This is a genomic window from Pelagicoccus sp. SDUM812005, from assembly GCF_031127875.1.
In the GTDB taxonomy this organism is placed as follows: Bacteria; Verrucomicrobiota; Verrucomicrobiia; order Opitutales; family Opitutaceae; genus Pelagicoccus.
Window position 1 is genome coordinate 87,107 of sequence record NZ_JARXIA010000015.1, and the last position, 22,155, is coordinate 109,261.

The 22,155-nt window shown below is 57.2% G+C and carries 17 protein-coding genes; 5 read left to right on the forward strand and 12 right to left on the reverse strand.

The window, feature by feature from the left end:
- Positions 1-79 precede the first annotated feature (79 nt).
- Positions 80-955: a 2-dehydropantoate 2-reductase gene (locus QEH57_RS16980; RefSeq protein WP_309007963.1), complete on the forward strand. Its 876-nt coding sequence runs from the start codon at positions 80-82 to the stop codon at positions 953-955.
- A gap of 147 nt (positions 956-1,102) precedes the next feature.
- Positions 1,103-1,858 (forward strand): glycerophosphodiester phosphodiesterase family protein, encoded by a 756-nt coding sequence (locus QEH57_RS16985; RefSeq protein WP_309007964.1) that lies wholly within the window; start codon positions 1,103-1,105, stop codon positions 1,856-1,858.
- A 45-nt stretch (positions 1,859-1,903) separates the two neighbouring features.
- Here the strand turns inward: QEH57_RS16985 and QEH57_RS16990 are convergent, their stop codons facing one another.
- The gene (locus QEH57_RS16990) at positions 1,904-2,710 is read right to left on the reverse strand and encodes a hypothetical protein (protein ID WP_309007965.1); all 807 of its coding nucleotides are present in this window, start codon (positions 2,708-2,710) and stop codon (positions 1,904-1,906) included.
- 129 nt (positions 2,711-2,839) lie between these two features.
- Here QEH57_RS16990 and gpmI point away from each other — a divergent pair, with 129 nt between their 5' ends.
- Positions 2,840-4,417, forward strand: a complete 1,578-nt coding sequence (gene gpmI / locus QEH57_RS16995) for a 2,3-bisphosphoglycerate-independent phosphoglycerate mutase (protein WP_309007966.1) — start codon at positions 2,840-2,842, stop codon at positions 4,415-4,417.
- A gap of 97 nt (positions 4,418-4,514) precedes the next feature.
- Here the strand turns inward: gpmI and QEH57_RS17000 are convergent, their stop codons facing one another.
- From QEH57_RS17000 to QEH57_RS17040, 9 genes are all read right to left on the reverse strand, one after another.
- Entirely contained in the window at positions 4,515-5,408 is an 894-nt protein-coding gene (locus tag QEH57_RS17000) for a hypothetical protein (RefSeq protein WP_309007967.1), read from the reverse strand.
- Positions 5,409-5,643: 235 nt separating this feature from the next.
- A complete protein-coding gene (locus QEH57_RS17005) occupies positions 5,644-6,783 on the reverse strand; it encodes a histidinol-phosphate transaminase (protein WP_309007968.1) in 1,140 nt (379 codons plus the stop codon).
- Between the two features lie 63 nt (positions 6,784-6,846).
- Positions 6,847-8,208: a tetratricopeptide repeat protein gene (locus tag QEH57_RS17010; RefSeq protein WP_309007969.1), complete on the reverse strand. Its 1,362-nt coding sequence runs from the start codon at positions 8,206-8,208 to the stop codon at positions 6,847-6,849.
- 21 nt (positions 8,209-8,229) lie between these two features.
- A complete protein-coding gene (locus QEH57_RS17015; RefSeq protein ID WP_309007970.1) occupies positions 8,230-8,904 on the reverse strand; it encodes a hypothetical protein in 675 nt (224 codons plus the stop codon).
- A gap of 26 nt (positions 8,905-8,930) precedes the next feature.
- Positions 8,931-9,335 (reverse strand): biopolymer transporter ExbD, encoded by a 405-nt coding sequence (locus QEH57_RS17020; RefSeq protein WP_191615856.1) that lies wholly within the window; start codon positions 9,333-9,335, stop codon positions 8,931-8,933.
- Positions 9,336-9,341: 6 nt separating this feature from the next.
- Positions 9,342-9,947 carry a MotA/TolQ/ExbB proton channel family protein gene (locus QEH57_RS17025; protein WP_309007971.1) on the reverse strand — a complete coding sequence of 202 codons (606 nt, stop codon included), beginning with the start codon at positions 9,945-9,947 and terminating at the stop codon, positions 9,342-9,344.
- 1 nt (position 9,948) lies between these two features.
- Positions 9,949-11,331, reverse strand: a complete 1,383-nt coding sequence (locus QEH57_RS17030) for a MotA/TolQ/ExbB proton channel family protein (protein ID WP_309007972.1) — start codon at positions 11,329-11,331, stop codon at positions 9,949-9,951.
- Between the two features lie 29 nt (positions 11,332-11,360).
- The gene (locus QEH57_RS17035; protein WP_309007973.1) at positions 11,361-12,110 is read right to left on the reverse strand and encodes a DUF3450 family protein; all 750 of its coding nucleotides are present in this window, start codon (positions 12,108-12,110) and stop codon (positions 11,361-11,363) included.
- Positions 12,111-12,264: 154 nt separating this feature from the next.
- Positions 12,265-14,895: a TonB-dependent receptor gene (locus QEH57_RS17040; RefSeq protein ID WP_309007974.1), complete on the reverse strand. Its 2,631-nt coding sequence runs from the start codon at positions 14,893-14,895 to the stop codon at positions 12,265-12,267.
- Between the two features lie 455 nt (positions 14,896-15,350).
- Between QEH57_RS17040 and QEH57_RS17045 the strand changes: the two genes are divergently transcribed.
- Together QEH57_RS17045 and QEH57_RS17050 are read left to right on the forward strand one after the other, a co-directional pair.
- Positions 15,351-17,789 carry an outer membrane beta-barrel protein gene (locus QEH57_RS17045; protein WP_309007975.1) on the forward strand — a complete coding sequence of 813 codons (2,439 nt, stop codon included), beginning with the start codon at positions 15,351-15,353 and terminating at the stop codon, positions 17,787-17,789.
- A 12-nt stretch (positions 17,790-17,801) separates the two neighbouring features.
- Entirely contained in the window at positions 17,802-19,106 is a 1,305-nt protein-coding gene (locus QEH57_RS17050; protein ID WP_309007976.1) for an MFS transporter, read from the forward strand.
- A gap of 285 nt (positions 19,107-19,391) precedes the next feature.
- On the opposite strand, the gene QEH57_RS17055 is transcribed toward QEH57_RS17050, so the two are convergent.
- Together QEH57_RS17055 and QEH57_RS17060 are read right to left on the reverse strand one after the other, a co-directional pair.
- Positions 19,392-20,477 carry a histidinol-phosphate transaminase gene (locus QEH57_RS17055; RefSeq protein WP_309007977.1) on the reverse strand — a complete coding sequence of 362 codons (1,086 nt, stop codon included), beginning with the start codon at positions 20,475-20,477 and terminating at the stop codon, positions 19,392-19,394.
- A 224-nt stretch (positions 20,478-20,701) separates the two neighbouring features.
- The gene (locus tag QEH57_RS17060; RefSeq protein WP_309007978.1) at positions 20,702-21,853 is read right to left on the reverse strand and encodes a histidinol-phosphate transaminase; all 1,152 of its coding nucleotides are present in this window, start codon (positions 21,851-21,853) and stop codon (positions 20,702-20,704) included.
- Between the last annotated feature and the right edge of the window lie 302 nt (positions 21,854-22,155).

The following is a 22,155-nucleotide window of genomic DNA, read 5'->3' on the forward strand; positions in this document are numbered from 1 at the left end:
AAACCCACTCCCCATCCCGCTCGGCCACCCGCCGAGCTTTTCCATCTCCACTTAACGACTAGCACCCCCTCCAACTCCCATGCCAACCATCGCAATCATCGGCCCCGGCGCCATCGGCGGCACCCTCGCCTCCCTCCTTCTCGAAACCCCGCAGAACACCGTTTCCATCTGCGCCCGCACCCCCTTCGAGCAACTCCAAGTCACCGCCGGCGGGAAGACCATCCACCGCACCGTCACCGTACACACCGACTCCGACGCCACCGCCCCCGTCGACTGGATCCTGCTCGCCACCAAAACCTACCAAGTCCCCCAAGCCGCCAGCTGGTTCCCCAGCCTCTCCGGCCCCCAAACCCAAATCGCCGTCGTGCAAAACGGCGTCGAACACCTCGCCAATCTCGCCCCCTACTTTCCAGCCGAACGCACCGTCCCCGTCATCATCGACTGCCCCGCCGAACGCAAAAGCCACGGGCAAATCGTCCGTCACGGAAACGTCCGCATGGACATCCCCAACACCCCAAACTCCGCCGCCTTCGCCCAACTCTTCACCGACCCCGCCGTCACCGTAAACCTCACCGACGACTGGACCACCGCCGCCTGGCGAAAGCTCTGCACCAACGCCGCCGGAGCCATTTCCGCCCTCGTCAACCAACCCGCCAACATCGCCGCCGCTCCCCAAGCCGCCGCCATCATGGAAGCCCTCATCCGCGAAACCATCGCCGTCGGCCGCGCCGAAGGAGCCGCCCTCGACGACTCCCTCATCCCCGCCATCATTGCCAACGCAGCCGCCGCCCCCGAAGGCTCCATGAATTCCCTGCACGCCGACCTCGTCGCCCGCCGCCCCATGGAATGGGACGCCCGCAACGGCGTCATCGCCCGCCTAGGCCAAAAGCACCGCATCGCCACCCCCTATAACCAAATGGCCGCCCAACTCCTCTCCCTCCTAGAATCCCAGTAAGCGCCCCTCGCTCGCCCCCACCAAAACAAAAGAAATCCCCTCCAATACCCCGTGCAAAAAACATATCAACGTTGATACGAAAACTGCACAACCCCCGCTCCGCCGCCCGCCCCCTCTGGTTCCATGACCGCCAAGCTCCTTCTCCAGATGCCACTCCTAAACGTAGCCGCCGCCTCCCCCCTCATCGTCGCCCACCGCGGAGCCTCCGCCGACGCCCCCGAAAACACCCTTCCCGCCTTCCAGCTCGCATGGGAGCAAGGAGCCGACGCCATCGAAGGCGACTTCCATCTCACCCGCGACCGTCAGATCGTCTGCATCCACAATCCCACTACAGGCAAATACGCCAACAAGAACCTCACCGTCCGCAAAACGAAGCTCGCCGACCTCCAAGCCCTCAATCCAAGCCCCAATCACTTTCCCACCTTCGCCGAAGTCGTCGCCACCGTACCATCCGGCAAAAAGCTCTACATCGAGATCAAGAGCAGTCCCCAGATAATCCGCCACCTCCTCAAAGAAATCGACGCCTCCGGCATCGACCCCGATCAGCTCGTCGTCATTGCCTTCTCCGGCCGCGTCATAAAAAAGATCAAGCGAGAACGCCCCTCCCTCAAAGCCATCCTGCTCGCCACGCCGCGCGACCGCTCCAAGGCCCGCACCCTCGAGCCCACCCCGCAGCAGCTCCTCGCCGAGCTCAAACGCACCGGAGCCGACGGCATCAGCCTCTACGCCAATCCCGACATCGACGCCGCCTACCTCGCCCCCATTCACGCCGCTGGCTACGAGCTGCACACCTGGACCATCGACGACCCCGAAACCGCCCGAAAATGGCTAGACCTCGGAGCCCTCTCCCTCACCACCAACACCCCCGCCCCCCTGCGAGCGCTCATTCAGCAAAATCGATGACGAAGAGGCACCCATCGATGCCTCCGAATCAAGTCACTTTGTATTCTACGAACAATTACACAATGGAAGCCCCACGTCGCTTCGATGCAAATTGATCATCCGAAGCACGTACTCAAACGAAGTATCCCTGGAAATAGTAGGCTCAACATCCATCTCTAAATTTGCGGAATAGACAGGGAAGGATGTGAAGTACTCTCTCCAGCGAGTCTCCAAGGAAATACGATCCTCCTCGAGAAACCATTTTTTCCAGTCGCCGCTGCCACCGCTCCGATTCACTCTCTCGAATCCTGCAGGCACGGAAAGTTCCTGCTTCAACTGAATCCCCAAATAGCGCTCCAACCCCTCGCGCCGACCGGCAATCAAATCTTCGTAGGATAGCGTAAAGAACTCATCCCCGTATTGAGCGGAAAACTCACAGTGACACCTAAGCTCCTCTCCCACGAAGTGGAGGACATCGAACCCACCCAATTCCCGAAACCGCTCGCAAATAGAAAGGAATGAGACCGATTTCGGCGAAGCTACTTTCCGTTCAAGCAATTCCAGAAACGAGCATGCATTTTCATCCTTCTCAAAACCACCACCGTTATAGGGAGCGTACAACAAAGCGCTCACCAAACGGTCGAACGGATGCCGAGTCAGGAAGATCCGCTTATCGTAGCTGGGGAACTTGTGGACCTCCGTTCCATAGTGCAGTGCAGCAAGCGACTTCACGATGAGATTCGGCTTTTCATCTGAAATCGTCTCCAGTCTCGCTGGCTCAAAGACCAGCTCATGATCAGGCAAGGACTTTTGCAAGGTACCTGCCAAAGCGCTAGAGCCCGTCTTGCCTGAAGTAAAAATGAGAATTCGCATTGCGGGAATGCTGCCAGAAAAGCCACCTCGATTGGAATCCCTAAAAACCCTCTCGCCCCTCCGACAAAGTACACCCTTGTCATCATTCCGCTCCGGCCCCATTAGGGACCCCGACAATCTCCAATTATCATGAGCGAAGCGAAAAAACCTGTACTCCTCGTCATCCGTGACGGATGGGGAGCCAACCACAACGCCGCCCAAGACGGCTACAACGCGGTCAAGCTCGCGGACACCCCCGTCTCCGACATGCTCTCCGCCAAGTGGCCCCGCACCGAGCTCGCCGCCTGCGGACTCGACGTCGGCGTACCCGAAGGCATCATGGGCAACTCCGAAGTCGGCCACCAAAACATCGGCGCCGGCCGCATTGTCGACCAAGAGATCGTCCGCATCACCAAAGCCTTCAAGGACGGGACCGTCACCGGCAACAAAGCCCTCGAAGGCGCCTTCGCCAAGGCCAAGTCCGGCGGCAAGCTCCACTACATGGGCATCGCCTCCGACGCCGGCGTGCACGGCCTGCTCGAGCACCTCTACGGCCTCCTCGAAGAAGCCAAGAAGGCAGGCGTAGAGCAGGTCTACATCCACCTCTTCACCGACGGCCGCGACACCCCGCCGCACTCCGGCAAGGCCTTCGCCGAACAGTGCGAAGCCAAGTGCAAGGAGCTCGGCATCGGCCAAATCGCCTCCGTTTGCGGACGCTTCTGGTGCATGGACCGCGACGAACGCTGGGACCGCGTCGGCAAGGCCTACAACATGCTCACCGGTAAGGAAGCCGAGCGCACCGCCGCCTCCGCCCCCGAAGCCATCCAGTACTACTACGACAATCCGACCTCCTCCTCCAACGTGGGCGACGAGTTCGTAGCCCCCACCTGGATCGTCGACGCTGACGGCAAGCCGCTTGCCACCATCGGCAACGGCGACGCCGTCGTCTTCTACAACTACCGCGGAGACCGCCCGCGCGAGCTCGCCAAAGCGTTCATCCAGGACGACTTCGACGGCTTCGACCGCGGCGAAAAGCTCGACCTCTTCTTCGTCGCCATGACCGAATGGCAAAAGGGCCTCTGCGAAAACGTGGTCTTCTTCAAGCCGGAGAAAATGAAAAACGTGCTCGGCGCCTACCTCGCCGAAAAGGGCCTCACCCAGTTCCGCTCCGCCGAAACCGAAAAGTTTCCGCACGTCACCTTCTTCTTCAACGACTACCGCGAAGAACCGTTCCCCGGCGAAGACCGCGGCATGGCCAAGTCCCCCAAGGTCCCGACCTACGACCTGCAGCCCGAAATGTCCGCCGACGAAGTCACCGAGCTCGTCAAGAACGCCATCCTCTCCGGCAAGTACGACTTCGTCCTCGTCAACTACGCCAACCCCGACATGGTCGGCCACACCGGCAACCTCGAAGCCGTCAAGAAGGCCTGCGCCAAGGTCGACGAAGGCATCGGCATCCTGCTCGAAGCCATCGACAAGATGGGCGGCAAGGCTCTCGTGACCGCCGACCACGGCAACGCCGACCAGCTTTGGGATCCCACCGTCGACGGCCCGCACACCGCCCACACCCTCAACAAGGTGGAAGCCGTCGTCTACGGCGCCGGACTCGAAGGCAAGGAGCTCGTCAACGACGGCGACCGTCGCCTCGCCGACATCGCTCCCACCATCCTCGCCATGATGGGCCTCGAAAAGCCGGCCGAAATGACCGGCATCAACCTCATCAAGTAAGCGATTCCGGGCAAGCGGCCCGAAGCCGCGGCCTACACCGTTTTCCAGCGGCGCCGAGCACCAGCTCGCGCCGCTTTTTCACGTAACCAAACTTCAACTACAACGCCGTCAGTTGGTATCCGCCTCGCGAATCGAAGCGCACTTTCAGCAACAAGTCCTTGCGGGCATAGAAGCCGTTTTCGCTTCCCGGGCGAAAGCGAGACTTCTTCACCAAGTCGAGAGCCAGCTTCGCAGCCGAAGGGTTCGTTTCCGACAGAAGCGTATGGTCCACACTGAACCCGCTGTCGTTCACTCCGACTGCCACCAGCACCTCCTCGTCGGAAACCATCCAAGCCATGGACGCGGGCAACGGCTGCTGCGGCGCCGCCACCAGCTCCGGTTCGCGGCATCCCGCATTGCGCAACGGCAGCGGACGATGGTTCCGCTTCCCCAGAGCCATGGAAGTCGGAGCGAAGTAGATCTCATTGCCACCTGAAAAGAAATGGTAGTGGTAGATGCCCCTATCCAAATCGGTAATCGCCAGCTCAGGCGCGATCCTCACCTGCTGGGCCTTGCCGGCCTGCAAGTCGTCGATCTCGAACGGCAACAAGAACTCCCTACCGTCCTGGGCAAACAGCTGCAACACCACGAAACAGTCCGTGTAGTCGCGACTGGGCCTCACCTTGGCGCTAAACTCGAAGCTCACCTTCTTGTTCCCCTCCACGACGCGCCCGACCGGCCGGTTCAATTCCAGATAGCCGTCCGCGAACGAAGCCGCCGACTCGAAGAAATAGGACCTAGCCGCGATGCGTTCGACGCCAGCTCCCAGGTCCACCACGCAAAGCGACTCCTCGAAAGCCAGTACCTCTAGCTTCGATTCCAAGTCGAAAGGGTTGGGAACCATCAACTGCCGCTGCGCGGAAAGAGACGCCGCTGCAGCAACGAGCAACGCCAAGGCAAACGAGAAACGGAAAAGCCGCCGAAACGGCAGCTCATTGGGGTATGAGAGCATTTAAACAATCTCCTGGTTATTGGGGTTTCGGAGAGAGTTTGATAAGTTGTGCGAGTAAGGAAGCGCCCTTCGTCAAATTCAGCAAGCGCGGAAATCAAATCGGATGCGTCGCTTGGAAAACCAATTCAAGCGGCGCGACGCTCCAGCCCGCGCTACAAACGAAGAAAGGCGGAGAAGCCCGAAGGCCTCTCCGCCTCTATTAGGAGGGCGGGAAATTCGTTTTTGTCGCCGGCGGCTACTTCTTCGCCACCAATCCGCTGAGCAAGGTCAGGAACTCGTCCATCTGCGGCTTGGTCCCGATGCTCACGCGAGCCCAGTCCGCATACTTGCTTTCCGGAGCTCCGGAAACGCGGGATCCGCTAATCAGGATACCGTTCTCCCGCATCGTGTCCCGCAGCAGCTGCTGGTCGATGCCGGAGTGGAAGTAAACGAAAGCTCCATCTGGCTTGGCGTACTCGATGCCCATCTTGTCGAAGGCATCCGTCACGTACTTGCGCACCGTCTGGTAGTTCTTGATGTTCACCGCCAAGTGCTCGGAGTCCTTGATCGCCTCGCAGGCCGCAATGGCTGCGATGTAGCTAGGAGCCCCCATGTGGAAGACGCTGATCTTCTCGAGGATGTCGGGATGAGCCACCGCGTAACCGATACGGAATCCTGCCAGACCATAGCCCTTGGAGAAGGTGCGTGTCACGATCACGTTCTTCTTCAACCGAGCCAAAGGAGCGCAGGTCGCCATGGCAAAGCTGGAGCTGGTCAACTCCAAGTACGCTTCGTCCACGAAAACCAGGATGTCGTCGGGAATGCTCATCACGAACTGCTTCAGCTCCGCAGAGTCAGCGAGCACGCCAGTCGGGTTGTTCGGATTGCAGATGTAGACGATCTTCGTGTTTTCGTCGATCGCCGCCTTCAGAGCCTTGAAGTCGTAGCCCATGTCCTCGCTAAGAGGAGCAAACTTGACGTCGCCGCCGCGCTGCTCGAACTTGCGAACGAGCTGCGTATAGCCCATCTCCGTGGTCACGACGTTTACTCCCGGCTCCGCGTAGGCGAGCGCCGTCATCATCAGCAACGGGCCAGAACCTGCGGTCGTAAGTATGTAGTCCGTGGATACACCTTCTTTCTTAGCGCAGAGCTCTTCCAACTCCGATACGTTGTTGCGATTGTAGTAGCTCCCGCCATCGAGAGCCTTCATCATCGCCATCTTGGCCTTTGGCGTGTAGCCAAAAGCGTTTTCGTTACTGCTGAGACGCACTGGGCTATCCTCAAGCGTCGGAGCGGCTTGCCCCACAAGCGAGCTTGTGAGCAAGGTTCCGGCAAGCGCAGCAGGGACAACCCAGCCGCGGATACGTCTTTCGACGAGAGTAGACATCTTTTTCATAGTGTGGTGGTTGTTAATTCGAACCGCCCTCGAATCTTATACCAAATTGTATCCAACGTGTCGCTACATACGTAGAGCGGCCTGCTCGATGCGGAGCAGGTAGTCTGCCACGTAGTCCTTCGGATCGATCTGTTGGGCCTCGCGCAAATACTTGGCGGCGGCGGCATAGTCGCGCTTGCCTACGTTGAGCTGGGCAAGGGCGATGTAGGCCTGGTGGGAGTAGCCTTTAAGCTTGGTCGCGTTTTCCGCATAGTATTCCGCCTTGGCGAGATCTCCGCGCTTTTTCTCGAGTTCGCTCAGGGAGAGCAGCGCCCCCCCGTTGAGAGGATCCTTCTTGACTAAGGTGGCTAGGAAACCGGCAGCTCCATCGGTGTCGTCTTCCTGCATGGCGAGGCGAGCCTTCACGTTGAGCACGCTCATCTCCTGAGACTCGGTCAATTGCGCGGACATGACGGACTCCAGGTTCGACAGCAAAGTCTTCGCATTGCCGAGCTGGTCCATGTAGATAAGGGAGTTGACCACTTCGATGATTCGCGCCGGACGAGCCCCGCCCAGCTTCATGGCCTCGGTATAGCTATCAACCGCAGGCTCGACCAATCCTTCGTTAACGAACAGATCGCCTAGCAAGGCCAAGGACGGCCCGTCCGCCTTGCCGAGGTCTTTAACCACAGTCAGGTTCGCGGCAGCCTTGGAACGCTCGTTGACCGCCAGAAACTGATTCGCTTGCAGCTTCCACCAATCCGCCTTGTTGGGCTCGGCTTTGATGAACTCATAGAGCAATCCAATGGCCTCTTGCGAACGCTCGAGGGCGATCAAGCACTGCAGCTGACCCAGCTTCCAGTCCTTGCTGTCCGGAGCGAGCATGATCGCGACCTTGTAGGCGTCCAACGCAGTGGATGGCATATCCATGTTCAGGTAGCAGTATCCAATCAGTCCATACATCGTACCGTCTCCCGTTTCGATCGAGAGCGACTTCTGCAGCCCTTTCAATGCATTTTGGTAATCATTCTCGGCCACGAAGGCGCGACCCATGTTGTAGTAGGCCTGCGCATAGTTCGGGAATTTCTTGATAGCCGTTTGGTAGGAAGCGACCGACTTCTTAGTCTGGCCTTCCTGGTAATAAAGGTTTCCCAAAATGTAGTCGAATGCCGCGCTGCTGTCAGGGCCCACCGAGGATTCCAGTCTGGCGATCGCCGCCTTCGGGTCGGATCCGATCAACGGAACGATCTCGTCGAACAAGCCCTTTTCCTCGGCCGTGATGTTGGGATTCGTTTCCGACTTGGCTACGTAGCTTTCGGCAAAGTAGGCCCGGAACTCGGGGTTATCGAAGGATTGCTCAGTCAAGTCGTAGACCTGAGCGTGAAGCGACGAGGTAAGCAGACCCGCCGAAATTGCTAACGTTTTAAGATACGAACGTGTATTCATCGTGATAAAGTTTGTAGAAAGTTACTGCCAAGTGATTTTGATATTCTCGAAAACGACGCGAGCCTGCACAGGCTTCCCCGCGACCGTCGGCTTTTGATAGACCCAGCCTTCGAAATGCTCGCGGAAAAGACGCGTATAGTCCTCGTCGATCGTTTGCTTAACCGAAGAGATAGTGACCGATCCGTCCGCATTGATAACACCTTCCATGGTGATAAAGCCTTCCTTCTTCTCGCGCTTCATGCGTGGGCTGAACTGGAAAGGCGGCTTGCGGATAACCGATACAGGACTGTCCAGATCGCTGATCTCGAAGAGGCTGATCGCGTCCATCGTTTCCGATGCGCTGACTCCGACCTCACCTAGCGAGAAACCGCCCGCCAGGGCATTTCCAACGCCGGGATTCAAGGCCATGTTCAGCTGCGAGAGCGAGAGCTGCGGCGGCGGAGGCTGCATCTCCGGCGGCGGATCCTGCTCGGGCGGCGGCTCGGGCGGCGGCGGCTCGGGCGGGGTGAACGCCGGAGGCGGAACCGTCACGTCGAACTCGCGCACCTGCAGGTCCGGCTTCTTCAAGCCAGCCAGGAACTGGGTGAACGGCAACATGCCGAACATCGCCAATACCGCGAGGGCTGCCAAGGCTCCAGAGCCCAGAGGCACCTTCTTGAATATCGGCCCTTTGTAGATTTTGTAGGGTGATCCCATGGTAAATTAAGAGGTCTCCTCGTCCCCTATCCGTCTGTGGCCAAGTTCACCGTGTTCGCCCCGGCCAGCTTGCACTCGTCGTGCACGCGAGTGTAGAGATCGATCGAGGCAGTTTTGTCGGCTTGGATGATCACCGGCATCTGATCCTTGGATACGAGCTGGCGCACGATGGAACGAACGCCGGACAAACCGACCTCCTTGCCGCCGTACACGATCTTGCCCTTATCCGTAATGGCGATCAGGATACTGTTTTTCTCCAAGTCCGATGCGGAAGCCGCTTGCGGCTTGTTTACCTCGACCCCTGTTTCTTCAACGAAAACGGTAGTTACGATGAAGAAGATCAGGAGGATGAAGACCATGTCGATCAAGGGAGAGATATTGATCTCATCGCTTTCTGCTTCGCCCTCTAAAATGGAACGTCTTGCTTTCATAATACCCTAACTTGCTAAATTGTGTTTCTCTAATTTGAGGATGGTGAGGATCTCCATTCGATTGAAGAAGGAGTCCAACTCGCCGATCTGCTTCTTGACCACCGTCATCATCACGTAGGCGGGGATCGCTAGCACGAGTCCGGTCTGCGTAGTGATGAGGGCCTCGGAAATCCCGCCTGCGACCAAGTCGATCGTGTTGCCACCGGCGCTAACCGACAGGCCGAAGAAAGTACCGAGCATACCCATGACCGTGCCGAGCAATCCGGTAAGCGGAGCCGCGCCCACGAGTATGTTGCAGAAGTAGAGGCGGCGCTGCAGCACCGGCAGGTGAGCCACGCGAACTTCGTCGAAACGGGCTCGAGCTCCGTCCAGATCCTTAACCCCTCCCTGAGTGTATTCGATAATCTCTGCCACGTCACCCTTGGCATCGCCTGGAACATCGATCCAGTGACCGAGTTCGTTGGCGTCCATCAGGTAGAATTTCTTCTTCTTCATGTAGAGATAGAGCTCGAAGATGGCGAAGTAGATCACCCCTCCGAGTATGGCTAACGGGATCATCAAGGCGCCCCCCGCCATCCATAGATCTATCGTTTCCTGAATGATCCCGTTCATGCTAGGCGATGGTCTTGATGCCGTTCACGAAGCTGATGGACATCTTCTCCATTCGGGAGAGGTACCCCTTCGCCTTTCGTGAAAGAATCGCGTACAGGAGCAAGGCGGGGATCGCTACGATGAGTCCGAACTCCGTAGTGATCAAGGCCTCCGAGATACCGCCCGAGAGGGACTTAGCGTCGCCCGTACCGAATATTTTAATACGGTTAAAGGTGTTGATCATACCCGTCACCGTTCCTAGCAGTCCGAGTAGCGGTGCAACCGCAGCCGTGACCGAGATGAATGGCAGCAGTCGCATGACCTTCGGCTGCGTTTCGACCATGGACTCGTAAAGGATCTCTTCGACCAGCTCAGGGTTGTGGTCGCTGTACTTCACCCCTTGCTGAATCATCTTGCCCATTGGACCTGAAGTGCTGTTCGCGACGTGGGCGGCGCCTTCCTTGTCCTTATTGGCAAGCTTGGCGAGAACCTCGGCGAGGAAACCTTCCTTAGGCTTGGGCAATGACATTAGCTCGAAGGCCTTGAAGGCTGCAACCGCAAGAGATACAAAGGCGAAACCAAGAATCGGATACACCCAGATACCACCCTTTCCGATGTGCTCTCCGATGCTTTCCTTCGTGGCTTCGATAGCCATGGCATTGTCCAAGGTCGCGTCGATCGGGAGCGAACCCTCTTGGCCCGATGCGATCGCCAGAAGGCCTGCATCGAATTCGCCTGCCATAATCGGCATGACGAGCGGCTCAGTCGAATTGCCCTGCTCGACGAGTCCAGCAGTGCCGCTCTTGCCGGCGAAGTAGGTGATCGGTCCGAAGCGAACGAAAGTACCATCCTCCAACAAGCCATCACTCGTTATCGCCTTGCCTGCGTAAGTCGCGCCGCCGGAGAGGCTTTCCATGCGAGCGAGCCCCGCTTCGATAATCGTCTTCTGCGCTTCAAGCTTTTCGACCGGCGAAATGTGCGGGTCTTCCGCGGCAATTTCGCTGGCGGTGATCTTCTCGCCGTAAAACTCGTACTCGGAAGGATCGAGCTGCGAGCCGAAGGTGCGGCCGAACTCTGCCGAGAGGTTGATCAAATAGTCGACCATCTCGCCCTGAGCCTTGATGCTTTCCTCGTAGCTCGACAAGTCGGAGCTTTGATTGTCGCTGATGCGCTGAGCGCGATTCGCATCCCGACGCAGATCCCTGAGTTCCGCGAAGAGCGCGTCCCTCTCCTTCGTCAACGGGATCTTCTCCTTCCCGATCGATTCCCGAAGGTCGGATAGCTTCTCGAGCGAAGCGTCCAACTTCTTTTGAGCGTTGGCAGATGCCGTATCCAGGGCGCTTTGTCCCATCAGCGGCATTGCAGATACCAGTAGCGCTACGGCTAGCTTTGAAAACTTGTTCATGTAAATTGTCCTCCTAGAAATTTTTAAATTTATGGCGTTACGATCTTGGCAGGCATCCCGAGGAAGCTTGCGTCCACCGAGCGGTCGTAAATGGCGACGAGCTGAGAAACTTTTTCGGCAATCGCTGGCTCAGGCTTCCAGTCCCATCCCTCTCCGGTGGAGGGATGTCCGTACCCGGCGTATTCGCCCGTTCCGTCGACGAAGTAAGCGTATGCAAATCCGAAATACAGCGTGGTCACTTCCCGCGACTCTCCGCCTACATCTTGAATTCCGGTGTCCTTGGTGACGACGCTTTGGAACTTCTCGAACTGCGACATGATCGCGACCACGTTCTGGAGGCGAATGGTGATCGGCGTGGTCTCTTTTTGCTCCTCGCTAGGGATGCGCTTGAGGAAGGTCGCTATTGATTTCCGGAAGGCATCGGGCCAAGTGAGCGCCTGTTCCTTGATTTGAGATTCGTAGGTTTCGACGGCGGCGGTCATTACCTTGGTCGCTTCGTCGAGGTTTTCCTTTTTCTCGTCGAGCTCGGCCCGCTTCTTTTCTCCCGCGGAAGCGGTTTCCTCGGCCGTCTTTATGATGTCCTTCAAGCTAGCGATCTCAGTCTCCATGAACTCGATCGAGTTCTCGATAACTTCCTTCTGCTCGACCCAGGCAAACTTCTCTTCCGAGATTTGCTTTTCGAGGGAGATCCACTCGCTAAGCACGTTTTGAGTATCTTTGACGACGTCTGCAGATACTGAATACGTGAATGAAATAGATAGCGTGGCGGCTGCGGCCATGCATTTGAAAGTCTTAATGTGTAAACCTAGCATGTTGTTTGTTGCTTAAAGCTTTGGGTAGGGGGTTATTTTGGAAAAACCGCGGCGGGACTACCCGGCACCGCCGCGGCTGAGTTTCCTATTATTTCAGATCAAATGACTTGCGTCAGGAGAGCTAGAACTTGGTCTCCATGCGCAGGACGAAGTTACGACCACGGTCCGCGAGGACCTGACCATCTTCGTCATTGTAAGAGCGAGCGTACCAGATGTACTGATCGAAGAGGTTCGATACGTTGAGCGAAACCTTCCAGCCCTCGAGCGGAGTGTCGGAGCGACCCGTGTAGGCGATGCCGCCGTCGAATATGGTGTAGGAATCAAGCTGCTGCGTGTTCAACGTGTTGACGTAAACGTCGTCGTAGAACTTGCCGCCGAAGTTGAAGCGCCAGTCTCCCTTAGTGTAGATCGCGTCGAAGTTAGCAGTAAGGAACGGTGTATTGCCCAGGTCGTTGCCGCCAATAGCTTCGTAGATTTCGTAAGCGAGAGGGTCGCTGGTCGCCTCCACTCTGTAACCTTCAGCTGCGGTCGGCACTGGATCGCCTTCGGCGATGAATACGACGGAGTCGAGCAGATCCTCTTGGAAGGTCGTTTCCTGGATCGCGATGGATCCACTGAGCTTCAGCCCTTCGATACCTGTCGCGATGTCGCCAGAGGCTTCAACACCCCAAGAGTCAACACCACCCACATTCTGGTAAACGCTGTTACCGGCGGCACCTGCGTTTGCAGAGTCGATCGGTACCGCAGAAGCGAGGATTCTGTCCGTATAGCTAACATGATAGGCCTGAACCGTATAGCTGCTGCTACCGATGTTGCCGCGGATACCGATGTCGAAGTTCTCGGAGTACTCTGGCTTCAGGATATCCGGATTGAAGGTATCACCCGCTGTAGTGATCGTACCCGACGTAGGCGTTGCCATATTTTCGGAGTAGTTGAAGAAGACTTCAGAGCTGTCGTTGAGCGTGTAGAGAAGTCCGAACTGCGGCAGGAACATATCCTCGTACTTGGTAGAACGGAAGGTCTCTTCATTCTTGAGCCACTCACCGATAGAGAGGAAACCATTGGCATCGCGATCGAGCGTGAGAGCCTTCGCACCGATGATAACTTCGAGGTCACCGTCCATCGTCGTCCAAGTATCTTGTACCCAGAACTGCATTACATCCTGGTCGATATAGCGAGTATAGTTGGTGAAGTTGAACTGGTCGTAACGGAAGTCCCCAAGGATCGAACCACCGTCAAGGTTGTAGTTCGGACGCTCAGTGCCATGGTGGTCGAACTCGTACCAGCCACCCACGATCAGCTTGTTGTTCTCCGTTTCCCAAGTATAGGAAGCCGTTAGGCCGTAACGATGGCCACCGAAGTTTTCATCACGCGCAGTACGTCCTGGGACACCTGGTACGAAATCGACACCCGGAGCGTAGGTTGGAGTTCCAGGAGCAACGATGGCATGGTCCTCACCATACTCGGTAACAATGGTGCCATCTTCGCCGATAGCGTTGCCATCCGCGTCATACCAAAGCTGACCCCAGATATCGGTACGGCTTGGATCATTCATGTACGCAGCGCGCACCTGAGTCTGAGCGTAAGCCTGGTCACGTCCCCAGAGACCGTAGTTATTCTTGTCCTGGTAGTAGGTGACGACTTCCATCGACTTTCCGTCTTCGAAATCGAAATCGAAGTTAAAGCGCTGCAACGTATCCATACGTCCATTACGCCATTTGTCGTAGTAGATCGCATTCGTTCCTTCACCTGCTCCCACCGACGAATCGATGTAGGCAACCGGACCCAAGTTACGACCTTGGTCGCTCAAATCGCCATAATTGAAGTCACCCAAACCTGGGTAGTCCCAAGGAGTGTACTCGATGTAGCCCTGGCCGGTACCGCGATAGTTTCCAGCTTCCGCATCCTGCCATTCCCCAAAATCGAGGCCGGCCGTGTCGAAGTCGTCACGATCGTTGTAGGTGATGGCGTAAGTGATGTCCAACTTGTCGGACGGCAACTCGTACTTGAACTTCGCCTCATAGCGTCGAGCCATACCCTTGCCAAGCCCATCTAGGCCACGAGGGGTGAACTCGAAATGAGAACCGCTGACGTACCCCGTGAAACCAGGAGCGATTTCGCCCATCTCGTACTTCGCGAAGAGACTGATGTGATCGAAGCTACCATAAGCCGCGCTGACATACGCACCTTGCTCCTTGGAGGGATCCTTGGTGAAGTACTGGAGCGATCCGCCGAGAGCCTGGTAGGCTGGAGTCGTCACGTCACCCGCACCCTGGGAAACCTTGATCGTGGTCAAATTCTGGGAATCGACCAAACGGCCGATCGGGCTCCCGTAGCGTGGGTCGGAGGTACCAACCGGCACGCCGTCGAGCGTGACGCCCAGGTTCGCGATGTTGAAAGCGCGGACGCGGACGTCGTTGCCAAACTCGTAGAAGCCGAAAGGGTCACGCGTTACCACGTTCACCCCAGGGATCTTATCGACCATCTTTTCAGGCAAGGCGCCTGGCATTGCGATCTCGAGGGCCTCGAGGTCGAGGGAGTTGTTCGCACGGCTCTCGCCCTGGCCAACCGCCGTGAAGGTTTCGAAGACTTCCATTCCGGAGCCGGAATCCTGGGCAACAGACTCGAAGGAGAGTCCTGCAAGCAGGAGAGCTGCTGCTGCCTTTGCGAGGGTACTTTTTGACCTCTCGCCGCTGGAGGGATGCGAGCACATAGCTACGCCATCCGCGTTTAACGGTGTTGATTTAGACATCTTTTTGTATGGTTTGAGTTTAGCTTAAAACCAAGTGGGGTTTAGCATCATCGATGCCAAAACAGCTCCAAAGCCACCGTTGTGGAACTTATTCGGAACAAATCCTCAATTTACCGCATCGAATGGCATTTTTCCGCCTAGCTGCATCCACAAGTCCTATTAATATCTAGTCGTATTACTTTTATAACTACAGAGTATGTACGGATACCAAGGCTAGCCCAAGAGCTCGCCTAGCCAGCCGCGCTCCCCTTATATACTATAGTTGCGCCCGCTCCTCAGAGCTGAACCTGCCAGCTCGAGCGCCTCACGATCAAAATAGAGCAGATCGGATTTTCGCCCCCTTTGCTCAATTGCCAGCGCTTAAAACAAATGGCTCCCCCGCCCCGCTTGTGGCGCAAAGCCTGCTCGCGGCGTGACCAGAAGGGCGTCCCTGCCCCTCGCAAAAAGATGTCTAAATGAAACCTTCCATAAGCAACCCCTCACTGGTTGCGGGAGCGCTGCTATGCTCGTGCCTTTGGGCCCCTGCCGCGCATTCGCAAACCACCGCGCCAACTCTCAGCCAGAGCCTCTCGGCTCCCTCCGCAGCTCCCGCGACCAGCGGACAGACGGACGAGACCAATTCCAGCCCCCGCGAACGCGGTCGCATTCTGGTCAAGAGAAACCCGATCGCTTCCGAGTATCAAGTTTTTGGCGACATCGGAACCAGCCCCGGGGCCGACGCAGACGGCGAAGGCGTAGACTTCCGCGCTTTCTTCCCCAGGAAAAACCCAGCAGCCACCCCCTCCGATTCGCTTACCCTGGGCTACAGCTTAAACTTCAACGACCAGTCTGGCATCGGTAAAAGTGGATACAACGCTGCCCTCACCAAAGTCCTCGACCCGGAAGGCAAATGGGTCCTCGCCGCCCAATACCGGGACAGCGCCTCGGACCGACTCATCGAGCACTACGAATCCGTATGGCTGCAAACCGGAGACCAAGACACCTACTACCTGGACCGTCCTCGCTTTTCCTTCGACGAAATCCTCACCGAAAACGCCGTAGCCACCGCCCAAATCGGCTTTCGCCCCAACGACAGGCACGAATTCTACTTCAAAACCTCCTACCAGGACTACGCCGACGACTCCTACCGCAACCGCATCGAATTGCAAACCGGAGCCGGCACCATCGTCGAAGGGACCCAGATCCTCGCAGAGGACAACTCGACGATCACAGCCGCTTCCTTCACCGACGCCCGCACCCGCCGCTACTTCGGCGACACCCAAAACCAAAGGACGCGCCTGCACAACACCTTCGGCGGCACCTACACCGGCAGCGACTGGACCATCGACTACTCCCTCTACACCCAAAAGTGGGACCTTAACACCCTCTGGCGAAACTGGAACTTCCGAGACACCGGCATCGACCTAAGCTACCAAATAGACGACCCCTACCTGCCCACCATCACCTTCGACAACGATATTGACCTACAAGACACCAGCGGGGCAGCTTTCTCCAACCTTCGTATTCACAACACCTATACACGCGATCGCGACGCAGCCGCCCGAATCGACGCAGAACGACAACTATCCATCGCTGGAGGCGACTACTGGATACAAACCGGAATACTCCATCGAGAAAAGGAACGCAACACCTGGGAAGACCGGAAGGTATACCTCCCCGTCGACGGAAACAGCTTCACCCTCGAGCAAGTCGCCTTCGAATCGAACGGCAGCCCGATCCTTTCGGGAGCCTTCACACCGCCGGCGGGCCTTTCCCCCGCTAAAAGTCGCGCGTTCATCGACAACAATCCCGACATCTTCGTTAGCAACACCTTCAGCGAGAAAGTCGAAAGCGCGCCCCAGTCCTACACCGCGGAGGAAGCCGTCAGCTCCGCCTACCTTCTCGGCACCCGCAAAGTCGGCGAGTGGACCTACGAGCTGGGTGGGCGACTCGAACGAACCGAAACCGCGACCCGTGGCACCGTCGTCATACCGGAAGCTGTGAACGATCCAGACGAAGGCGACACGCTCGAAATCGTGCGGAACCCTTCAAGCGATACGGATCTGATCATCAAAGACCTGTACTCGCAAAACTCATACACAAACTTCATCCCAAGCGCGGAGGTTTCCTACGAAGCCTCGTCCGAAGTCACCTGGCGAGCGGCCTGGTTCCAGCTCCTCATGCGCCCCCAATACTACAACATCGTAGACTATCGCCGCATCAGCATTCCCACACGCAGTATTTCTGAAGGAAATCCCGAACTCAGTCCAACCGAGATCGACAAGCTCCGTCTCTCCTGGACCAAAACCAACCCCACGCTCGGCTCCCTTTCCATCGAAGGCTACCTCATCAACATCGAGAACTTCTTCTACGGATCCGTATCCGAGGATACCATACTCGAAGAGGGCGACCCTGTGATCTACAGGGTGAGCCGCGTAGAAAACGGAGATACCGCAAATATTAAGGGCGTCGAAATCCAGTGGCAGAAGACAGTCAAGGACTTTGCCCTGTTCGACTCCGCTACCGCCAGCATCGCCTACACTTACTCCGACTCGGAAGCGAGCGTGCAATCGCGGCCCGACGACGTGCTCCCCACTCCCGAACGTTCAGAACACCTCGCGAAATTGAGCCTGAGCGGCACCGCCGGAAGGTTCACCTCAGGCATCGAGCTTAGCTACCAAAGCGAGGCGCTCGACGACCTCGGCAGCTCGTATTCCCAAGACAAATACAGAGAAGCGGTCATCAACTTGAACGCCCGCAGCAGCTACCGGATGGACGAAAAAACGAGCCTCGGCATCAGCCTCTCCAACCTCACCGACCACCCAGAACGCTCCTACGAAGGCTCGCCACTTAGAGTCACCCGAAACCAGTACAGCTCCTGGTTCGGCACCTTCAACGTGACCCGATCTTTCTAGTCGAGCGGCTGCATGACCGCTCTAGAAAAAGAGAGAAGCAACGAATCGAGAGCGTGGAAAACGCTCTTTTTCGTCAGCCTGATCAACTCCGCTCAAGCCGCAATCGCCGTGGTCGGGATTCCCTCCCTCGCGAGCGACGGCCTGCTTAGCGGCGCCCAGGCTACCTCCCTGCTCGCTGCCTTGCCCATCTGCGCCGGCGTCGCTGCCGCCCTGGCCGGACCGATTTCGGACCGCTTCGGACGAAAGCGAACCTTGCTCGCTGGACTCTCCCTGCTGGGCCTCTCCCTGCTTCCCCACGCCTTAGCCACCCATTACCTAGGCCTACTCGCGCTGAGGTGCCTCGCCGGAGTCGCCACCGGCGTCCTCATGGGGCTCCCCTCCACCCTGCTCAGCGACAGCTTTCGTAAAGACCGGCAGCTCGCCCTCTCCGGCAAGACGCTCTGCGGCTACGCGATCGGGCAAACCGTCGGCGTGCCGCTCGGGATCTGGCTCATGGACTGGAGCAGCTTTCTCTGGGTCTGCAGCCTCTACGGCGCCCTCGCCCTCTGCAGCATCCCCTTCGCCAAAGCCTTCCTCCCCAACGCCCGCCGCGAAGCGCGCAAACCGGAAGTTGCCTCCTGGCTGCGCAACTACGCGAAACGCTCCAAGGAAACGCTAAAGGACAAGGACTTCAACCTGATCGCCGCCGCATCCTTCCTCAGCTTCACAGCCCTCTCGGCCTTCTACGTCAGCTTCGCCCTCTGGCTTTTCAACACCGCCCAGCTCAGACCCTCGGAAATCGCCCCCATGTACCTCGCAGGCGGCATCCTCCAGGTAATCGTATTCACCGCAGTCCTACGCCTGCTCACCAAGCTCCGCCCCCAACTGACCATAGCGATCTCCCTGATCCTCAACACCATCATCTTCTCATCCGTCCATCCCGGCCTCGCCAACCTCAGCTCCGCTACCCTCTTCTTCGCCCTCACGCTCGCAGCCGTTTCCCTCCGCATCCCCGGCCTGCAGTACCTGATCAACAATCGGGGCGACCCGCTGCAGAAAGGGCTACGCGTCAGCCTCAACCAGACCAGCAGCCACCTCGGCAAAGCGTTCGGCTCCATTTTGGGCGGCAGCCTGCTCCCTATCCTGGGAATGCATCAAATTGCGCTTTCATGTGGGGTCATCACCCTGGCTTGCAGCTTACTTTTTCTAAGGGATCTATTCAGCGAGCTTAATGCTGAACAAATACGACCCAAAGCTGACGGCAACCAGAGGGGCGAAAATTTCAAAAACCAAAAATTTGAAAAATGGGGTAGCTCTGGCACGCACGTTGCTAACTGAAGATGTCTAGTAAACAGGTAACAAGTGCGAACCAAAGCTGAATCGAAAAGTTAAGTTCAGTCTCTATAAGATCAATTCTATTTTGATGGGATAGGGGAGAATTTTCTTCATGCACAAACGCCAACACGTTCACGCATTGTAATTGATCGACCACTACAGTTGCCTGGGATCCAACTCTAGAGCGCCCGACCTAACAGTCGGGCGCTTTTGTGTGTACAGAGTTCGTGCTCGTTGAAACGAAACGGGACGCGGAGCGAGCGTCACCCTCGCCCCGCTGGCCAGGCGCTATCCGCCGAAAACATCCAGCATCGCTGCCTTGTAGGATTCCATTTCCTTCTGCGTACCGATGCTGATCCGGCACCAATCCTCGTAGGGCGGAAACGGGCGCCCTACCAAGAAGCCCCGTTCCTTCATCATCTTCTGAAAGGAGCGTATCTCGATGCCTGTCTTGTGAAACACGAAGTTCCCAACCGAAGGCGTGTAGTGAAGCCCCAAGGTGTCGAGCAACTCGCAATACTGCTCCCGACCTTCGGCGATCAGGCGCTTCGACTGAGCATGGAACCGATCGTCGTCCACACTCGCGATCGCGGCGATCACTCCCAGATAGCTCGGGCTCGACATCTTATGGCGGCCCATCTTTTCGAGAATCTTAGGATCCCCGATCGCGTAGCCAATCCGGTGCCCAGCCAGTCCATGCATCTTTGAGAAAGACCGGCCAATGACCACCGGATATCCCTGCTTCACCAAGTCGACCTGGGTCTGGGCCTCGAAGTCGGGCAAAAGCTCCAAATAGACTTCATCCAAGAAAACAACGCCCGTATTGCTGGCCTTGATACAGTATTCCCGGATCTCCGCTGGAGTACGAATCGTGCCCGTCGGCGTATCAGGATTGCAAACGTAGCTCAAGGCCGCCTCCTGCTTCTCGACCGCATCCAGCATCGCGTCCAAGTCGTGCTGCATGCTTTTCGTATGGGAAACCCACTCCACATGAGCCCCGCGCTTCTCCGCATGCTCCCCCAGCTGCAAATAGGTTGGCTTGGCAGATACCACTGTCTTGCCAGGAGCCGCGTAAGCCGCCGCCGCGAGGGCTAAGATCTCGTCGCAACCGTTGCCAAGCAAGATATGGTCTGGCGTCACCCCTTCCCGCGCCGCGATGCGATCCTTGAGGATCTCCTCTTCCCGAAAGGGGTAGCGGCAGCTATTCCCCACTTCCCTCATGATCGCCATGCTCACCTTCTGCGACGGACCGAACGGATTCTCGTTCCCCGCCAGATTAATGTATTTTAGTTCCGGATACCGAGCCGCCTGGCTTTGGGCGTCAGGAATAGCCTGGCCTAAGGCCCGGCCTCCCAACGCAAGCCCCAGGGACATGATCCCCGCGTTCCGAATCCAATTGCGACGGCTGATCGCCCCGCTTCCTCGATTTTCAGATAATGCTTCCACCTTTTAAATACCTCCTAATAAAAAGGCCGGCCTTTGCCGTTGGCGGGAGACGCTTTCACGAATTCCACCAACGCCACAGACCGGCTCAACTGAACGAATCGCTGAAATTCAGATGGCTGGCTGAACTTCAAACGATGCAACTGACTATAACCTTAGAGTTTTCCTTGGCCCTTCATCACTTCTTCAAAGACAGTGAGGAAGGTGCTCATTTCGTCTTCGGTGCCGATACTTACGCGGCACCAGTCGAGCATTGGCGGGAACGGACGACCGACCATGATCTGGCGGCTCTCCATCAACGCCTGAAATTCCTTGATTGGCACTCCTGTCTTCATGAAGACGAAGCTGCCCTGCGGGTAAGCGTACTCGATGCCGAGCTCGTCCAAACGATCGGTAACCATCTTGCGGACGCTGCGATAGCTGCCAACGCTCTGCTCGAAGAAAGCGGCATCCTGCAAGGAAGCCACAGCCGCGACGCAACCGAGCTTGTTCGGTCCGCCCATGCTGTACTTGCGGAGCTTCGCCTTCGTATCAGGTTTCATGATACCATAACCGACGCGCAAGCCTGCCATGCCATAAACCTTGGAGAAAGTACGAGCCAAAATGATGTTCTCCCCTTCGCGAACGAGAGGAATCATGCTGTGCTTGGCGAGACCGCCGTCAGCCAATTCGAGGTAAGCTTCGTCCACGAACGCTACGATATTCTCCGGCAATTCGCGGATGAACGCCTTGAGGGCTTCAGGATCCGTAACCGTACCGGTCGGATTGTTCGGATTGCAGAGGTAAACCATCACCGTGTTCTCGTCGATGGCAGCTTTGACAGCATCTAGATCGTACTCGAGCTTGTCGTTCAGCGGCACCAGCTTCGTCTCGCCGCCGAAAGCGTCGAAAGTACGCACCAGCTGCGTGTAGCCCGGCTCAACCGAAACCACGTTCTTGCCGGGAGCAGCGTAGGCCATCGCAGCCATCTGCAAGACTGGGCCCGAACCCGCGGTAGGCACGACATAGTCAGCCGGTACCATTTCCTTCATGGCGATCGCTTCGATCAGGGCCTGGGTCTCCTCCCCGGCATACCGGTTGATGTCCGGCAGTTCCTGCATGATGGCCATCATCGCCATCTGCGAGTAGCCAAACGCGTTTTCGTTTCCGCTGATCTTGATCGGGCCCTGGCTTCCTTCGCTCGAGTCAACCTCGTGCTGGCCAAAGGCTACCTGCGGCGTGAGCGCAAAGGTCGCTGCCGCGAGCAGCGAGGTTATTAGAGACGCGGAGCCTTGCCCCGACTTCTTCGGTACCGTTGTAGTAGACATCTTTTTAATTGTTTTAGGTTAAATCGAAACACCGTCGGTTTAGCATGCCCCGCGCCCAACCAGCACCAAACGCGGAAAAACAGTGAATTCATTTCGCCCCTGCCCTGCCTTATCTATAGTGTACGCCTGTCTGGGAAGAAGCTGCGAATACTGCTTAGACAATCGCCTGTATCGACATTTCTCGGACAAATAGGCACGCGCTTTGCTCATGCCCAACAAAAGGCGCTCAGCGCACTATTTTATACAAAAAGATGTCTACCAAAGCGAAACTCACTCGCCGGAACTTTATCCGGCAAGTCGGG